General features: G+C 49.4%; 15 protein-coding genes. 9 read left to right on the plus strand and 6 right to left on the minus strand.

Annotated elements, in window-relative coordinates:
* Nucleotides 1–68 precede the first annotated feature (68 nt).
* Nucleotides 69–848, minus strand: coding sequence for an SDR family oxidoreductase (locus tag IQE94_RS12875; protein WP_223342088.1), 780 nt, complete (start codon nt 846–848; stop codon nt 69–71).
* Nucleotides 849–1,464: 616 nt separating this feature from the next.
* On the opposite strand from IQE94_RS12875, the gene rsmD reads away from it, so the two are divergent.
* Complete coding sequence (rsmD, locus tag IQE94_RS12880) at nt 1,465–2,025, plus strand: 16S rRNA (guanine(966)-N(2))-methyltransferase RsmD (RefSeq protein WP_212721231.1); 561 nt, start codon at nt 1,465–1,467, stop codon at nt 2,023–2,025.
* A 27-nt stretch (nt 2,026–2,052) separates the two neighbouring features.
* On the plus strand, nt 2,053–3,294 hold the full coding sequence (locus IQE94_RS12885) for a glycosyltransferase family 1 protein (protein ID WP_223342089.1): 1,242 nt from the start codon (nt 2,053–2,055) through the stop codon (nt 3,292–3,294).
* A gap of 89 nt (nt 3,295–3,383) precedes the next feature.
* Here the strand turns inward: IQE94_RS12885 and gnd are convergent, their stop codons facing one another.
* Nucleotides 3,384–4,811, minus strand: a complete 1,428-nt coding sequence (gnd, locus tag IQE94_RS12890; RefSeq protein WP_370630476.1) for a decarboxylating NADP(+)-dependent phosphogluconate dehydrogenase — start codon at nt 4,809–4,811, stop codon at nt 3,384–3,386.
* Nucleotides 4,812–5,059: 248 nt separating this feature from the next.
* On the opposite strand from gnd, the gene IQE94_RS12895 reads away from it, so the two are divergent.
* From IQE94_RS12895 to IQE94_RS12915, 5 genes are all read left to right on the plus strand, one after another.
* Nucleotides 5,060–6,265, plus strand: coding sequence for an SGNH/GDSL hydrolase family protein (locus IQE94_RS12895; RefSeq protein WP_212721224.1), 1,206 nt, complete (start codon nt 5,060–5,062; stop codon nt 6,263–6,265).
* A gap of 92 nt (nt 6,266–6,357) precedes the next feature.
* Nucleotides 6,358–7,494, plus strand: coding sequence for a cysteine desulfurase family protein (locus tag IQE94_RS12900; RefSeq protein ID WP_212721218.1), 1,137 nt, complete (start codon nt 6,358–6,360; stop codon nt 7,492–7,494).
* A 48-nt stretch (nt 7,495–7,542) separates the two neighbouring features.
* Nucleotides 7,543–8,220, plus strand: coding sequence for a ComF family protein (locus IQE94_RS12905; RefSeq protein ID WP_212721217.1), 678 nt, complete (start codon nt 7,543–7,545; stop codon nt 8,218–8,220).
* 86 nt (nt 8,221–8,306) lie between these two features.
* A complete protein-coding gene (locus IQE94_RS12910) occupies nt 8,307–8,921 on the plus strand; it encodes a L,D-transpeptidase (protein WP_212721216.1) in 615 nt (204 codons plus the stop codon).
* A gap of 131 nt (nt 8,922–9,052) precedes the next feature.
* Nucleotides 9,053–9,208: a DUF433 domain-containing protein gene (locus IQE94_RS12915; protein ID WP_223342090.1), complete on the plus strand. Its 156-nt coding sequence runs from the start codon at nt 9,053–9,055 to the stop codon at nt 9,206–9,208.
* 15 nt (nt 9,209–9,223) lie between these two features.
* On the opposite strand, the gene IQE94_RS12920 is transcribed toward IQE94_RS12915, so the two are convergent.
* Both IQE94_RS12920 and IQE94_RS12925 read right to left on the minus strand, forming a co-directional pair.
* Nucleotides 9,224–9,868, minus strand: coding sequence for a Uma2 family endonuclease (locus tag IQE94_RS12920; protein ID WP_212721215.1), 645 nt, complete (start codon nt 9,866–9,868; stop codon nt 9,224–9,226).
* An 88-nt stretch (nt 9,869–9,956) separates the two neighbouring features.
* Nucleotides 9,957–10,097 (minus strand): hypothetical protein, encoded by a 141-nt coding sequence (locus IQE94_RS12925; protein ID WP_223342091.1) that lies wholly within the window; start codon nt 10,095–10,097, stop codon nt 9,957–9,959.
* A gap of 314 nt (nt 10,098–10,411) precedes the next feature.
* Between IQE94_RS12925 and bchB the strand changes: the two genes are divergently transcribed.
* Nucleotides 10,412–11,938 (plus strand): ferredoxin:protochlorophyllide reductase (ATP-dependent) subunit B, encoded by a 1,527-nt coding sequence (bchB, locus tag IQE94_RS12930; protein WP_212721211.1) that lies wholly within the window; start codon nt 10,412–10,414, stop codon nt 11,936–11,938.
* Between the two features lie 198 nt (nt 11,939–12,136).
* Nucleotides 12,137–12,817, plus strand: coding sequence for a TrkA family potassium uptake protein (locus tag IQE94_RS12935; RefSeq protein ID WP_212721209.1), 681 nt, complete (start codon nt 12,137–12,139; stop codon nt 12,815–12,817).
* Nucleotides 12,818–12,828: 11 nt separating this feature from the next.
* Here the strand turns inward: IQE94_RS12935 and IQE94_RS12940 are convergent, their stop codons facing one another.
* Both IQE94_RS12940 and IQE94_RS12945 read right to left on the minus strand, forming a co-directional pair.
* Nucleotides 12,829–14,469 carry an iron uptake porin gene (locus IQE94_RS12940; protein ID WP_223343229.1) on the minus strand — a complete coding sequence of 547 codons (1,641 nt, stop codon included), beginning with the start codon at nt 14,467–14,469 and terminating at the stop codon, nt 12,829–12,831.
* A gap of 164 nt (nt 14,470–14,633) precedes the next feature.
* Nucleotides 14,634–16,040, minus strand: a complete 1,407-nt coding sequence (locus tag IQE94_RS12945) for a sugar porter family MFS transporter (RefSeq protein ID WP_223342092.1) — start codon at nt 16,038–16,040, stop codon at nt 14,634–14,636.
* Nucleotides 16,041–16,225 lie beyond the last annotated feature (185 nt).

Genomic DNA, 16,225 nt, shown 5'->3' on the forward strand with positions numbered 1-16,225 from the left:
GGGAGCATGGAGAACTTTTTAGAACGACCCTTAACGTTTGGGATAGAGGGCCTACTCGGAAAAGAGGATCAAACCGATTGGGGGGTAGCCAACAGCAGTACCCGCTCCAATAATTGGGGAGCAAAGCGTTGGCACCACACTGCCAGATGACTCTGCCAACCCACCAAGATTTCACTACGGTTTTGTTTTAAACCTTTAACAAGGGACTGGGCCACCCGGCCAGCGGTCATGGCTCTAACCCAGCGGAATTTTTGCAGACCCTTGGCCATATCCGTATCGGTGAGGGTGGGTAAAAGGGTAACCACCGCGATGTTATGGCGGGCCAGTTCCCCCCGCAGAGCTTGGCTAAAGCCCAGAATGGCAAACTTGGTGGCGGAATAGGTAGCCATGGTGGGGGCCGCCACTTTGCCCATCAAACTAGAAACATTGACAATGGTGCCTTCTTTTTGGGAGACCATGCGCCGGGCCACGCAACGGGTGACGCAATATAACCCCATCAAGTTAAGGGAAATTTCTTGGTAAACGTCCGGGAAGCGGCTATGGAGAAAGGGATTTTGATGGGCTACTCCGGCACAGTTCACCAGTAAATGAATGGGACCATGATCCCGCCAGGTTCTGGCGATCGCCGTGTTAACGGCCACGGGTTGGGTCAGGTCTAGAGGCAAGGCAATGGCCTCTAATCCGGGATGTCGTTGTTCGAGCTCACCAGCCAATGTTTGCAGACTGGTGTGGTTGCGGGCCACAAGGATAATTTTTTCTAGACCTTGTTTGGCTAATTCTTCGGCGATCGCCCGGCCGATGCCCCGGGAAGCTCCGGTCACTAAAGCGGTTTTGTTGAGTAAATTCATTGCTTACCTCCTATGGAATATGAGGCGTGTTCTCCCTGGGGATAGATACAGAACGAATACCGACAGGGAGAGATTTTTGGGTTGAGTACGGTATTGGGAAAATGGGTTCTCGCTAATCCCAAGGCGGAAAACTAACCTGCCATTCCAGGTGCTAGCGGGGAATGGGCCAAGGCAGTGCCAGGAACTAGGCCTACCTAGAAACTATGGCCATGGTTCAATCTAAACGCGATGGGAAAAATTAACGAGTTGGGCGGAGACAAACGGTGCTCCAGACAATGGTAGGCATGACTCTTGACCTAGTCCCGAACCATCGCCTCGGATAGTTCTTCAGTCTAGGGTGTGGTGGCTTGACTGGCACTGATGCATGGGGAGCATGGTAGACGCCTCCTAAAATTGTTTCAGCGCGGTTAAATGCACTCTCTGAAGCACACGTTAACAGATGAAACAAGAAACAGCAATAATTCTTAATATTTCAGGGACAGTTTGGCGATCGCCCCTAGTCAGAGGATTAGTTTCTGCCCCCTTTCCTTTCTTGCCCCGATGTGAGAATTTGAAGAATTCCTTCTGAGTTTGCCTGAGCAGTCAGCGGTAGGAGGATCAATTTTTATTTGGTGCTATGCGTATTTATGGCAATCGCCTCCTGAAAACCCTACCGGGGCAACAGACCAGACCCACCACAGGTAAAGTCCGGCTGGCATTGTTCAATATTTGGCGGGGAGAAATTCAGCACTGCCACTGGTTGGACATCTGTGCGGGCAATGGCACCCTGGGGGCGGAGGCCCTCTGTCGGGGCGCGGATAAAGTAGTGGCGATCGAGCAGTCCGCTAAAGTTTGCACCATCATCAAAGAAAATTGGCAAAAACTAGCCCAGCCTGAGCAACAATGGTCAGTTTTGCGGGGAGATGTGCTGAAATTGCTCCCAACCCTGGCAGGACAAACTTTTGACCGCATTTATCTTGATCCCCCCTATGCCAGTGGCCTGTACAACCCCGTTTTGACCCTAGTGGGGGAGTTGCAACTCCTCAGCTCCACTGGGGAAATAGCGGTGGAATATGACCGACGCCATTGGCAACCACCGGAGCAGATTGCTGGGTTGGAGTTGATGCGCCAGAAAAAATATGGTTTGAGTAATTTGGCCTTTTATTGGCGGGAGCAAGGGGAAGTTTTGCCGATATAGTATTGTAGGTTGGCCCGCCGCCGGATTGTGAAGTTTTGTTGTGAAGGGCGATCGCCGGATATGAACCGGACTTTAGATAGTGCTTCCCATTTTGTTGAATTTTGTCGACCTGATTTACCCCCCCATCTAGCTATGCGTGTTGCCCTGTTTACGGAAACGTTTTTGCCCAAAATTGATGGAATTGTCACCCGTTTGAAGCACACAGTGGAAAATCTCCAACGCCAAGGCCATCAGGTGTTGATCTTCTGTCCGGAGGGGGGACTCAAGGAATATAAGGGGGCAAAAATCCATGGAGTGAAGGGCATGCCTTTACCCCTTTACCCAGAATTGAAGCTAGCTTTTCCGTCGCCCCAAATTAAACAGGCCCTGCTGAAATTCAAACCGGACTTGATTCATGTGGTCAATCCGGCGGTATTAGGTTTGGGGGGTATCTATTACGCCAAAAATTTGCATATTCCCTTAGTAGCTTCTTACCACACCCATTTACCCCAATATTTGCAACATTACGGCCTGGGGGCCCTGGAAGGGGTGCTGTGGGAACTGTTAAAACTGGCCCACAACCAAGCGGAATTAAATCTTTGCACTTCCTCCGCCATGGTGCAGGAATTGGTCCACCACGGCATTGAACGGGTAGATCTATGGCAACGGGGAGTAGATACGGAACTGTTTCAGCCCCACCTGAAGTCGGCCCAAATGCGGCAAAAATTGTCCCAGGGTCACCCCGATGCCCCCCTATTTTTATATGTCGGCCGAGTTTCGGCAGAAAAACAGATCGATGAAATTAAGCCTGTGCTCGAAGCCATTCCCCAGGCCCGCTTGGCGATCGTCGGGGATGGGCCCCATCGGAAAAATTTAGAAGCCCACTTTGCTGGTACGAATACCTATTTTGCGGGCTATACGCAGGGACTAGAGTTGGCGGCGGCCTTTGCTTCCGCTGACGCGTTTATTTTTCCCTCCCGTACCGAAACCCTGGGCTTAGTGCTATTGGAGGCCATGGCGGCGGGCTGTCCCGTAGTGGCGGCGGCCTCTGGGGGGATTTTGGACATTGTCACCGATGGTGAAAACGGTTATCTCTTTGATCCCACTGTGGAAAGGGGAGTGGTGCAGGCTACCCAACGGTTAATGTCTGCCACTGGCGATCGAGAACTGTTACGACAAAATGCCCGGCAAGAAGCGGAACGATGGGGCTGGCCAGCGGCCACAAAGCAGTTAGTGGATTACTACCAACAAGTAGTCTATGGGGAAAATGATGCTCCCTTGGCGGCTTAGGGCAGAGCTTGAACCTCGGTAATTGCTGGAATTAGGTCATCAAAAATTTCCCCCCAGGGATGGGGGGTGACGAATAGGACAAACAGGAACTAATCAAGCCATTCCGTGTGGAAAAATTCTCCCCTGGGTTTATCAGTGCGTTCATAGGTGTGAGCCCCAAAGTAATCCCGTTGCGCTTGGGTTAGGTTTTGGGGAAGCACCGCCCGCCGGTAACTGTCAAAGTAATCCAACGAGGAACTAAACGCTGGCACTGCAATGCCCATGTCGTTGGCTAGGATTAATACCTCTCGCCATGGCCCCTGGCGGTCCAGAATACTTTGCTTGAATTCCGGAGCGAGGAGCAGATTAGGTAACTGAGGATTATCCTTAAAAGCCTTCTTGATCTTGTCCAAAAAGCCGGCTCGAATAATGCAACCCCCTTTCCAAATGCGGGCAATTTCCGGCAGGTTAACGTCATAGCCAAATTCCTGGGAAGCTTTGGCAATTAAGGCCATGCCCTGGGCATAGGAACACATTTTCGAGCAGTAGAGGGCATCCCGCACCTTGGGAATCCAGGCTTCCATGTCCCCACTAAAGCTTTTGCCCGGCCCCGACAGTTGGCTGGAAGCGGCTACCCGTTGTTCTTTGAGGGAAGACATTACCCTGGCATTAACGGCGGCGTAAATGGTGGGAATCGGCACCCCCAACTCTAGACCACTCATCACTGTCCAGCGCCCCGTCCCCTTTTGCCCAGCCGCATCAAGGATGTAATCAATTAAATGCCCCCCGGTTTCGGGATCCTTTTTGGCAAAAATGTCGGTGCTGATTTCAATTAGGAAGGAGTTTAACTCATCAGTCTGATTCCACTGGCCAAAAACTTCGTGGAGTTTTTCGTTACTCAAGCCCAAGCCGTTTTTCAAAATGTCGTAGGCTTCAGCAATTAGTTGCATATCGCCATACTCAATGCCGTTATGCACCATTTTGACGTAATGCCCCGCCCCTCCAGGGCCAATGAAAGTCACACAGGCAGGATTATCGGGATCTTCCACTTGAGCGGCAATTTTAGTCAGAATCGGCTCCAATTCCTTATAAGCGGTGGGGGTGCCCCCGGGCATCAAGCTGGGGCCTAGCAATGCGCCCTCTTCCCCTCCACTGACTCCCATGCCAACAAAGCCCAGGCCGGTGGCTTCCAGGTCTTTGGTGCGACGCTCCGTATCTTCATAGAGGGAATTACCGCCATCGATGATCATGTCCCCTGCTTCTAAAAGGGGTTTCAACTCATCGATCACTGCATCCACGGGCCCTCCAGCTTTAACCATTACGAGGATTTTGCGGGGACGTTCCAACAATTGGACAAATTCTTCTACGGTGTAGGCGGCTTTGATGTCTTTGTCCACAGCCCTTTCGGCCATGAATTTTTCGGTTTTGTTGGGGGAACGGTTATAGACGGCGATGGGAAAGCCTCGACTTTCCACGTTGAGGGCGAGATTTTCCCCCATTACTGCCAGTCCAATTACCCCAAAGGTTCGCTTAGTCATAATAGCTACGTTAGATTGCACAGTCGGGCAAGGTTAATTTCCTTAAGGGTACATCGCATTTTTTATTTGCTACCTCTGGGGAAAAATTTTTCGCAGGGAATAGACGAGACCATTAGTAAAAAAGAAAATTTTCCCATGGTTGCCAGGATTCACTGGGGATTTCCCAATGGTCGGATGGTGATTAGATATAGTTGGAGTCGATGTATATCCGTCAATAACTGAATTTTTCCGCAATCATTTTATTCTCCATGGCAAAATCTCCTCAAAATAAACAATGGCTAGCCAATACCTTACTGGTGCTGGGCAGTTTATGTTTTGCGGTGGTGGTGACGGAAGTGGCCCTGAGGCTGATGGGGATTAGTTATCCCAGCTTTTACCAAGTAGATCCCCAACGGGGTCATAGCTTAATTCCCAATTTCACCGCCCGTTGGACCCATGAAGGCAATGGTTTAGTGAGCATTAACGCCAACGGCCTGCGCGATCGCCATTACGAAAAGGAGAAATCGGCGGATACGTACCGCATTGTGGTGTTGGGGGATTCCTTTTCCGAAGCAATTCAAGTTAATGAAGATGAGACCTATTGGAGTGCCATAGAAAAAAATTTGGCCTCCTGTCCTGGCTTAATGGGCAAAACGGTGGAAGTGATTAATTTTGGCGTGGGGGACTACGGCACTGCCCAGGAATATTTAACCCTCCAGCACCATGCTATTGAATACCAACCGGATTTAGTGTTGCTACAAATCTTCACCGGCAATGACATTGTCAATAATTCTCGACAGTTAAGCCCTGGCGATCGCCTAGCGCCCTTTTGGGAAGAGGTGGAAGGTAAATGGCAAATGAAGTTCGATTTTAAGGAAACAAGTGCCTATCAACGGCGGGATAGTACTCCAAGAAGATTGCTGTACGGCTTGATCAACCGGGTGCGGCTGTTGCAGGTGCTCAACGAAGCCAAACGGCAATGGGTGACCCAACGGACTTTAACCACCCAGCAAGAGGCTAATACTGACATCATTCCCGCTCTGGATTTCGACGTTAATTTATATCGGGAACCCACTGATCCCGCCTGGAAGCAAGCCTGGGCCGCGACGGAGTCCCTAATAACGGCAATTAGTCAGCTAAGTAAGGAAGAAAAGGCTGATTTTCTAGCAGTGGTAATTAGTAACCCTCCCCAGGTGTACCCCGATCGCCAAGTGCGGGAGCAATTAAAACAGTTGGGGGCGCAGAATTTGTTCTACCCTGACCAGCGGTTGGCACAATTAGGGCAAAAGGAAAATTTTGCTGTGTTGACCCTGGCGAAAACCATGCAACAAAAAGCCGATGCGAAGCAGAGCTATTGGCACGGTTTTGATAACACCATTCCTGGGGTAGGCCATTGGAATGTTCAAGGCCATCAACTGGCCGGTCAGTTAATTGGCGATCGCCTTTGTCCAATGGTTACAGAGCCAAAAAAGTAAAACGTTATCCTTAAATTTAAGTCTCCCAAAAGTTGAACAAAATTAGCCAGCGATCTAGGAACTGCCGGGATCAATGAGCTGAGGAAAGCACCATGGAACGGCCCCTTTACTTCGACAACCACGCCACCACCGCCCTCGATCCTAGAGTACTAGAAGCCATGCTCCCTTACCTGAGAGAGCAGTATGGCAATGCGGGCAGTGCCCATTTTTACGGTTGGCAAGCCTCAGCGGCCATTAAACAAGCTAGGCAGGAAATTGCCGAGACCATGGGGGCCCAACCAGAAGAAATTATTTTCACCAGCGGTGCTACAGAAGCTAATAATTTGGCCATTCGGGGAGTGGCGGAAGCTTACTTTGCCCAAGGGAAACACCTGGTGACCGTAGCCACGGAACATCAAGCAGTGTTGGCTCCCTGTCTTTACCTGGAATCCCTGGGGTTTGAGGTGACCTATTTGCCCGTACAGCCCAATGGTTTACTGGATTTAACCGAGTTGGAAAGGGCTTTACGGCCCGATACCATTCTTGTTTCCGTGATGGCAGCCAACAATGAAATTGGCGTGGTGCAACCCCTGGAGAAAATTGGCAGGTTATGTTACCAAAAATCGATCATTTTCCATTGTGATGGGGCTCAAGCCCTGGGCAAAATTCCCCTGGATGTGGGGCAATTGAACATTGATCTATTGTCCTTCACTGGGCACAAAATCCATGGACCCAAGGGCGTTGGCGGACTATATCGGCGTCAAAATCCGGGGGTGAGGTTAGCGCCCCAACTGTTGGGGGGGGGACAGGAAGGGAATTTTCGTTCGGGAACTCTGCCGGTGCCGTTGATTGTCGGTTTAGCCAAAGCCTTGGCCATAGCAGGGGAAGACTTAGTTTCAGAAGGCGATCGCCAGCGGGCATTGCGGGATCAACTCTGGCAGGGTCTAGCAAAAATTACGGGGGTGGTGCTGAATGGGGACTATGAACAACGGTTACCGGGCAACCTCAATGTCAGTATTACCGGAGTCGATCCCAAGGCGTTGCTGACTGCATTGCAACCCCGCTTGGCCCTATCTTCTGGTTCCGCCTGTTCTTCCTACCGCACCGAAGCTTCCCATGTGTTGTATGCCCTGGGCCGGGATAAAACCAGTGCCCAGGCCAGTCTCCGTTTTGGTTTAAGCCGGTTCACCACCCAGACAGAAATTGACCAGGCGATCGCCATTGTGGCGGATACAGTATCTAGGTTATGAGCCGATACTTCTTCTAACTAGCGTTAAATTCCCGTAAGTTTGTCTTCCATGTGGCAATCAATTCGTTCCCTCTTGTTTCAAACTCCTTGTCCTCTTTGTCAAAAACCTAGTCAAGATAATTTTTGTCGGGATTGCACTGGACAAATTTTGAGCCACCGTTTTCCCTCTAACCTTCGGCAATGGCAAGGAAAATTTCCCCGCTTTGTTTGGGGCCAGTACGAAGGGCAACTGCGGCGAGTTTTAACGGTCATGAAGTTTGAGCAACAACCCGGCATTGGCCTCTGGTTGGGAGAGCAGTTGGCAGAACAATGGTTACAACAACCCCAAGCTAAACTTAAAATAACTCCCCAGGTGGTGCCTATTCCCCTTAGCAATCGCAAACAGGCTGAACGGGGATTTAACCAAGCGGAAAGAATTGCCGTCGGTTTTTGCCGCCTCACAGGTTATACCCTGCGCTCTCAGGCTTTACAACGGCCCAAGGATACCCAAGCGTTGTTTGGTCTTAGCCCCGGCGATCGCCAACGGGAATTGCAGTCTGCCCTCGCTACGGGGCCAGGGTTTAACACTCGCCAGCCTTGGTTAATTTTGGATGATATTATTACCACCGGCACCACCGCCCTAGAAGCCCGACGGGTCATGGAAGAAAAGGGAGCTAAAGTGTGGGGCATCGTGGCGATCGCCACACCGTCTTTTTCCCAGCCCATGGAACTTAGACAGCATCGATAATGATCCTCTAACATAGTATTTCTATTGGTCTGTATTCAATCTCGTATTGTTAAAACCCTATCGTTCCCTTTAATTTTGTCAATCCTATGCAGAAACAAGTCTCTCCCCTAGCCCGTGTCGCCCTTTGGTTGGGTGGTGTTAGTTTGACTGCAACTAGTCTGGTTATCCCCAGCACTGTCCAGGCCCAAAGTAGTCTCAATGGGGGTAGTGCCATTCCTCCCCTCAAACCGATTCCCGAATCCACCTACATTCCCCCAGCAGCTCCCGTCAGTACCCCCACCAATCCAGACAGCCAGGCCTTGGCTACCCATATTGTGTTGGTGTTAGGGGAACGAAAAGTTTACGCCTACCAAAATGACAAAATTTTGGCCAGTTACCCCGTGGCAGTGGGAAAAAAAGGCTGGGAAACGCCCCAAGGTAATTTCCAGGTAATTCAAATGGTGGAAAATCCGGTTTGGGAAAATCCCTGGAATGGCAAAAAGGTCGCCGCCAGCTTGGACGGCCCCATCGGTATCCGTTGGATCGGTTTTTGGAGTGATGGTAAAAATACCATTGGTTTCCATGGCACTCCGAAAAAACATGAGCATTTCCTGGGCACAGCGGCTTCCCATGGTTGCGTCAGAATGCGGAATCAAGATGTGGTGGCTTTGTTCGGCATGGTACAAAATGGCACTCCAGTGCGGGTGGTGCAGAAAAAATAGGTTAGTTGAACTGACTGCATCAAAACGGCGATCGTGTACAACCGTGGAGTTTATTTTTGGTCGGGAGTATGTTGCTTAACACTCCCGGCGATCGCCACTGAGGGTAATGGTGCAATACAGAGGAAATACTAATGGCGACAACCCTAATCAATCATATTGAGATCACCCCAGGAACCTGGGTCGAAAAACCCCGCATTGCTGGGCACCGGATCACAGTTCAAGACATCATGATCTGGCATGAACGCATGGGATTATCTCCCGACCAAATCGTCCATCATTATGGTTAACGGAAGTACGTCTCTTTAGATATATTCCTGTAACCACTGTCGAAACTCACGACGTAAAGCACTCATAGGAATCACCTGGCTTTTTTTTAAACAAAGGGAAATTCCTTCAATAATGGGAATAGAAGGAAAAGCTTTGCTCATAAAAGAGTTAATGTATTTTCCTTCTTCTAGTAAACTAATTTCCAATTTTCCATCTTCATATCGCCAAATTTCAGGAATGCCCAATGCCTCATAGGCACTGACCTGGGTAATAGAGGTGAAATCTACTTCGATCGCCAAATCGGGTACAGGATCAACCTCTAGATTCAGCCGTTGTTTGCCCACCACAGCTTGATAGTTGTCAATATAAAAACAATCATCAGGCTCAATGCCTGCTTGCATAGGTCTGCTTTTAAAAGTAGTGGAGCCAAGGGATTCCCATTCCAGGCCTAGTTCTTCTAGTAAAACCACAAGTAAATGAGAAATCAAAACTTTAGTGCGTTCATGGCCAGGTAAAGGCATCCGAAATTCTAAAACTCCCTTGTAATAAGCGATATGGGAATGACGATGTTCCCCCAAATCTTCCAAAATCGCCTCAAATTCCTGCCAGGAAATTTGATCTAGAATAATACGCTGACCCGGCTCAACTTTTATTTGGGCGATCGCAATTTTGACAGGCATAACCTCAAACTCCAACCTTTAATTGGTTTAATCATAAATCTAAAAAAACACCTAACAACAGCCTCCGTAGTGGCGATCGTCAGGGTGGCTAAATCATATCTGTGGCCGTGCCCCGTCTTACTAGGAATTTCATTGCTCCCTGTTGAAAATAGTCTGCTCCCCGCTGAAAGCTTTTAGTGGTAGAACAATTGACAATATGCTGTTCTAAGATTTGAGGTAAATCAGTCATTAAATTAGTTTGGTTGTTGTCTTAAAATTAACCATATCCGTACCGAGATTGTGCAAAATATACGATGCTGACTTTGGAGTATTGACCCCCAGAACCTAAGGTTATGGTCATAAATACTTATGGCGATCATGTCTAACCATTAAGAATTGTATGGAAAACCATAAAAAATAATTGAGCTAAATAAAGCTGAAACTCAATCATAATAAGCATTATAGAAAGCTAAAAGCCCACTCAAAATGTAAAGTTACTGCTCGACAAGGCCAGGGCTTTTACCGACAATTTGAGGGTGAATTACGCCCCCGGAGTCTGACCCTATGAAATTGGCCTATTGGATGTACGCTGGCCCGGCCCACATTGGCACCCTACGCATTGCCAGTTCCTTTAAAAACGTCCACGCCATTATGCACGCTCCGTTGGGGGATGATTATTTCAACGTCATGCGCTCCATGCTGGAACGGGAACAGAATTTTACCCCCGTCACCACCAGTGTGGTCGATCGCCAAGTATTATCCCGTGGCTCCCAAGAAAAAGTAGTGGATAACATTGTCCGCAAGGATGGGGAAGAAACGCCGGATTTGATTGTGCTGACCCCCACTTGCACTTCCAGTATTTTGCAGGAAGATTTAGAGAATTTTGTTGACCGGGCCCAGATGGATGCCGTCTGTGATGTTTTGCTAGCGGACGTGAACCATTACCGCTTTAACGAACTGCAGGCCGCCGATCGCACCCTTAAGCAGATTGTCGAGTTTTATCTGAAGAAAGCCCTTAAACAGGGCAATATTGCCACGGAAAAAACTGCCAAACCATCGGTGAATTTGATTGGTTTCACCACCCTGGGCTTCCATAACCAACATGATTGCACCGAATTAAAGCGTTTAATGGCAGATTTGGGCATTGAAGTGAACGTAGTTCTACCAGAAAAAGCCACCGTGGGCCAATTGGCCAAAATTCCCCAAGCCTGGTTTAATCTCTGTCCTTACCGAGAAATCGGCCTGATGACCGCGGCATATCTCCAGGAAGAATTTGCCATGCCCTATGTGGACATTACCCCCATGGGAGTGGTGGAAACAGCCCGCTGTATCCGCAAAATTCAAGAGGTACTCAATGGCCAGGGTTTCGATGTTAACTATGAAGATTTTATCCAGCAACAAACCCGTCACGTCTCCCAAGCGGCCTGGTTTTCCCGCTCCATTGACTGTCAAAATCTCACCGGCAAAAAAGCAGTGGTCTTTGGGGATAATACCCATGCGGCCGCTATGACCAAAATTTTGGCCCGGGAAATGGGCATCCACGTTGTCCTAGCAGGAACCTATTGCAAATATGATTCGGATTGGTTCAAGGCCGAGGTTTCCGAATACTGTGACGAAGTCTTGATCAGTGAAGACAACGGGGCGATCGCCGATGCCATTGCCCGCATTGAACCGGCGGCTATTTTTGGCACCCAGATGGAAAGGCACGTGGGTAAACGCCTGGATATTCCCTGTGGCGTCATTGCGGCCCCCATCCATATTCAGAATTTTCCCTTGGGCTATAAACCATTCTTGGGCTACGAAGGCACTAATCAAATCGCTGACTTGGTGTACAACTCTTTCACCCTGGGCATGGAAGACCATCTGTTGGAAATTTTCGGTGGTCATGACACCAAAGAAGTGATTACCAAAGGCATTTCCAGTGACTCCGACCTCGGTTGGCACAGCACCGCCCAAGCTGAGTTGAACAAGGTACCAGGATTTGTGCGGGGTAAGGTCAAACGCAATACGGAAAAATTTGCCCGGGAGCGGGGCTTGTCGGAAATTACCCTGGAGGTTATGTACGCAGCCAAAGAAGCAGTGGGAGCCTAGGCTTTGTTAGCAAGGGGTAAATTAATTTATCCTCTTCAGCTAACTTAGCCAAACTACGACAAGCGTGGAGCATTTTCACAAAGACTTTTCCCCATCATCGGCAGGTGGGGGGAGCTTTTCGAGCCAATGCCAAAAGCGACAGTCATCAATTTCACCTAACTTCCACTACAATCAAGCCTGTGGTGCAAAGGGTGAAAAATGTACGTTCTCATCGGTGGCATGGGGGGCATTGGCTCCAATCTGGCCAAAAATTTGCTCAAAATGGGCCACACGGTGGCGGCAGTGGACACCGATCCCCTGGCCTGTAAGTATGCCCGGGAAAAAATTGGCGTGATGGCGTTTGAAGGTAGTGCAGTCAATACCTCAGTTTTACTAGAAGCAGGGGTTCGTAAAGCGGGGGCTGTGATTGCGGCGCTCCAGGAAGATGCCCTAAATTTGGCTTTAGTCACCCTGTCCAAGCATTATGGGGTGCCTCAAATTGTCGTCCGCATGAGTGATGGGGATTTTGCTGAACCCTACCGTTTAGCCGGTGCGACCCACATTATCAGCACTACAGAATTAACCCTCAACCGGGTGATCAATGCCATTGAGTATCCCCAGGTGGATGCCATGATGCACTTTGAGCAGGGACAAATTGAGGTGCTAAAACTTTCCATTCCCCCCAATTGCAGCATTGTGGGCCGCAGTGTGGCGGCGATCGCCCAGGATCCCCGTTTTCCTTCCGGCACTCTGATTATTGGTTACCAGGCCAATGCTCATGAAGACTTAAAAATTCCCAACGGCAATACGTTACTCGAAGACGGTTCGACTATTTTGGCAGTGACCAAACCGGAGTTGGTGCGGCAGTTAATCGATTTTATGGGGCTGTGCCAGTCTTGATGGCTGGGGGATCAGAACAGAAAGCTAGTGCGTATATGCCCCACATATTGGGTGGCGTTATTGCTGTTAGCTTCAGGGTTTAGCACTACCCAAAATCCGGGGGTGATAGAAATATTGTCATTGATTTGAATGCGGTAAAACGTTTCCAAATGGTAGGGAGTGGTTTGTCCCACTGCTCCAGGTAAGTTACTAGCCGTGACTGTGGGAGGAATACCCAAGGCAATGCCCGGTAAATTCCCTTCTCCCCCCACATCGGGGAAACTAATGCCAAGCAAACCATACCAAATAGCGGAACGATTCCAGGACACTTCCCTCAACACCGTGCCTCCCACGCCATCGGCCAAGTTGCTCATTCCGCCGCCCTGGGCCTGGGCGTCCACATAACCGCCCCAGGCATGGAGCTGCACATGGGGAGTGATGCGATAATACCCTTGCAATGTGTAAAAATCCCCCGCCGTGGCGATCGCCTCTCCGAAGGGTTGAATAGCCAGGAAACTACCGGTGCCCGCCATTAAATTGGTCTCGCCAGCAGGAAAATAGGAACGGGAATAGGTAAAGCCAATACCTCCATCGGCGGTTTGGTAGGCTAATTGACCAAGGGCATGGTGGCCGCCATTGAACAAGCCATTACCACTGTCGGGATCATTGGGGTTAGTGGCTAAGTAACCCGCACTCAGTTGTAAAGTCGGGGTTATTTGCCAATTCAAGCCCGCCCCTCCCCCTCCCCGGCGGTAAATGGGGTCATACTCCCCAAAACGGGAAGGAATTCCCAGGGCATCATCGGCAATGGTGGGGGGCGTTAATGTATCCACCAAGTCTGTGTAGCCCACCCCAACGGAACCCAAGCGCAGGGTGAGATTATCCGTCAAAGGAGTACGGTACCAAAGATGGGTTACTTCCACATTATTGTTGGAATTATCGTCATAGTTAAAACGGGTCATATTGGTGCCAGTTTGTGCCACTCCATTGAAGAAATTGGAGAATTGCAAACGAGTTCTGAGCAAATCCTTACCTGTGAAACTGGTTTCTAGGTTAAAGCGCACCCGGTAGGCTAACTGCGGTTGAAATTCATTCCTATCTCCCCCTACCCGATCGCCAAAGACGTCGTCGAAGGACACAATGGTTTGGCCATAAAGCTTAGTGGTGGTGGAAAATTGATGGTTTTCTAAAAAAGCGGTGCGGGTGGCCAAATTGTCGACCCTAACTGCCAATTGTTTTAGCTCGGCTTGGAAATCCTGGGCTAATTTTTTTAGTAAGTCTAAATCCCCCTGAACCACGGAGACATTTGCCTGTAACAGTTGCTCAATGGTGTTTAAGCAAGCATTTAATGCCGCCGCAAATTCATAACGGCTGAGGGCACGGGCACGCAGTGTGCCTTCGGCATCACCTCGATAGGTGCGGTCTGGATAACCCACTATACAACCGTAACGTTCCACTAAACTTTGCAGAGCGGCAAAGGCCCAATCATTGGGTTGCACATCCCGTAATTCCGCCACTGAGGTAATTTGATTGACTTTGTTACCGGAATTTTCACCACCTAATTGGTAACGATTAACCGGGGCAAAGGGTTCATCTCCAGGAACAGCTTGGGCATGACTGGATAACGTCGCTGTTAGTCCACTGGCGATCGCCAAACCACAAATCAAACCCATGGATTTAGTCAATCTTGCTAATGACAATTCGGTACCCTCCCGGAAAATAAAGTCAGTGCTGGATGGTTAAATTAACTTAAAAAGAAATTAGAGCAGAATTAAATTTCAATAAAATTAAGTGGACTAAGCTAATGTCAATTAGTTTGCTCCAACAACAAAAACCATTACATTTGCTCAAGGGTTTTACCTTTAGTTTCCTTCACAAAAAACCAAATAAAGAAAATGGAAATAGCCGCTGAAGTGGCATATAAACCGTAGGCTGGGCCTAAACCCACCGTGTCCAGCAGAGGAGGAAAAGTAGTGGAAATAATAAAGTTCGCAATCCACTGTACCCCCGCCGCTACCGATAGGGCCGCCGCCCGAATTTTGTTATTAAACATTTCCCCCAATAACACCCAAACAATGGGGCCCCAGGAAAAGCCAAAACTGAAGACGTAAAAATTAGCTGTCACCAAGGCAATTACCCCAGCGGCTCCCGTCAGGGTAGGTTGGCCATTGACCACCGTTGCCTCCCCAAATACCACGGAAAGGATACCCAGGGTAATGGTCATACCAATGGAGCCCATGAGTAACAAAGGCTTACGGCCAAATTTATCCACAAAGGCGATCGCCACTAGGGTGGTGAGGATGTTGATAAAACCAGTGATCACGGTGATTAACAAAGACTTTTCTTCGGTAAAACCCACCGATCGCCAGAGCACACTGCTGTAATAAAAAATTACATTAATGCCAACAAACTGTTGTAATGCCGATAGCCCCATGCCAATCCAGACAATGGGCAATAATCCTCCCCGACGAGTGAGCAGATCACGAAAGCGGGGTTTGTGGTCTAGGCTGACCGTTTTCCGGATTTCTTCAATGCGACCGGCCACGTCTCCCCCCTCCACCTTGTGCAAAATGGCCGCCGCCTTTTCTTCTTGCCCTAGGGCCATTAAATACCGGGGCGATTCGGGAATCAGGAAAGCACAAATGCCGTAGAGCAAGGCGGGAATTAGTTCCGTCCAGAACATCCAGCGCCAGGCCGCCGCCCCGAATAGCCAGGAATTTTGGGCCGATCCCCCTGCCATCGAGGCAATAAACCAATTACTCAACAAGGCAATGAAAATACCGGAGACAATGGCCAACTGTTGCAAAGACCCTAAACGCCCCCGCAGATGGGCCGGCGACACTTCCGCAATGTAGGCCGGGGCAATCACACTAGCGGCCCCCACCCCAATACCTCCCAACACCCGCCAGAAAATAAAATCCCAAATGGTAAAAGGTAAACCTGATCCAATAGAACTGAGGGTGAATAGTACCGCCGCTAGAATCATGGTTTTGACCCGTCCATGGCGATCGGCGATCGGGCCCGCACCAAAGGCTCCCAATGCTGATCCCAATAGGGCCAGGGACACTGATAAACCCGTTAACAGACTGTCAGTCTGAAAATGTTTTTGTAGAGCCGCCACGGCGCCATTGATCACCGCTGTATCAAAGCCAAACAGAAACCCCCCCAGGGCCGCTACTCCCGAAATCAGGAGGACAAACTTAACATTAGCCGTAGATTGGGGAGGGGAAGAGGAGGGGTTCATGTTAAGCAGAAATTTCAGAAGTTGGCCTATGGCAAGTTGTGCTTGCCCAAGGACTAAATCCTACCAAGTAAAAAAACTTCGTCATGAATTCTTAACTAAATGTTGCAAATCCCCATGGCCGATATAAAAAATACGGGGCCATGGATTATCTCCTACAAACACAGGTGCAATCAGTGTTGGCATTA

The sequence above is a fragment of the Synechocystis sp. PCC 7339 genome (assembly GCF_019924095.1).
GTDB lineage: Bacteria > Cyanobacteriota > Cyanobacteriia > Cyanobacteriales > Microcystaceae > Synechocystis.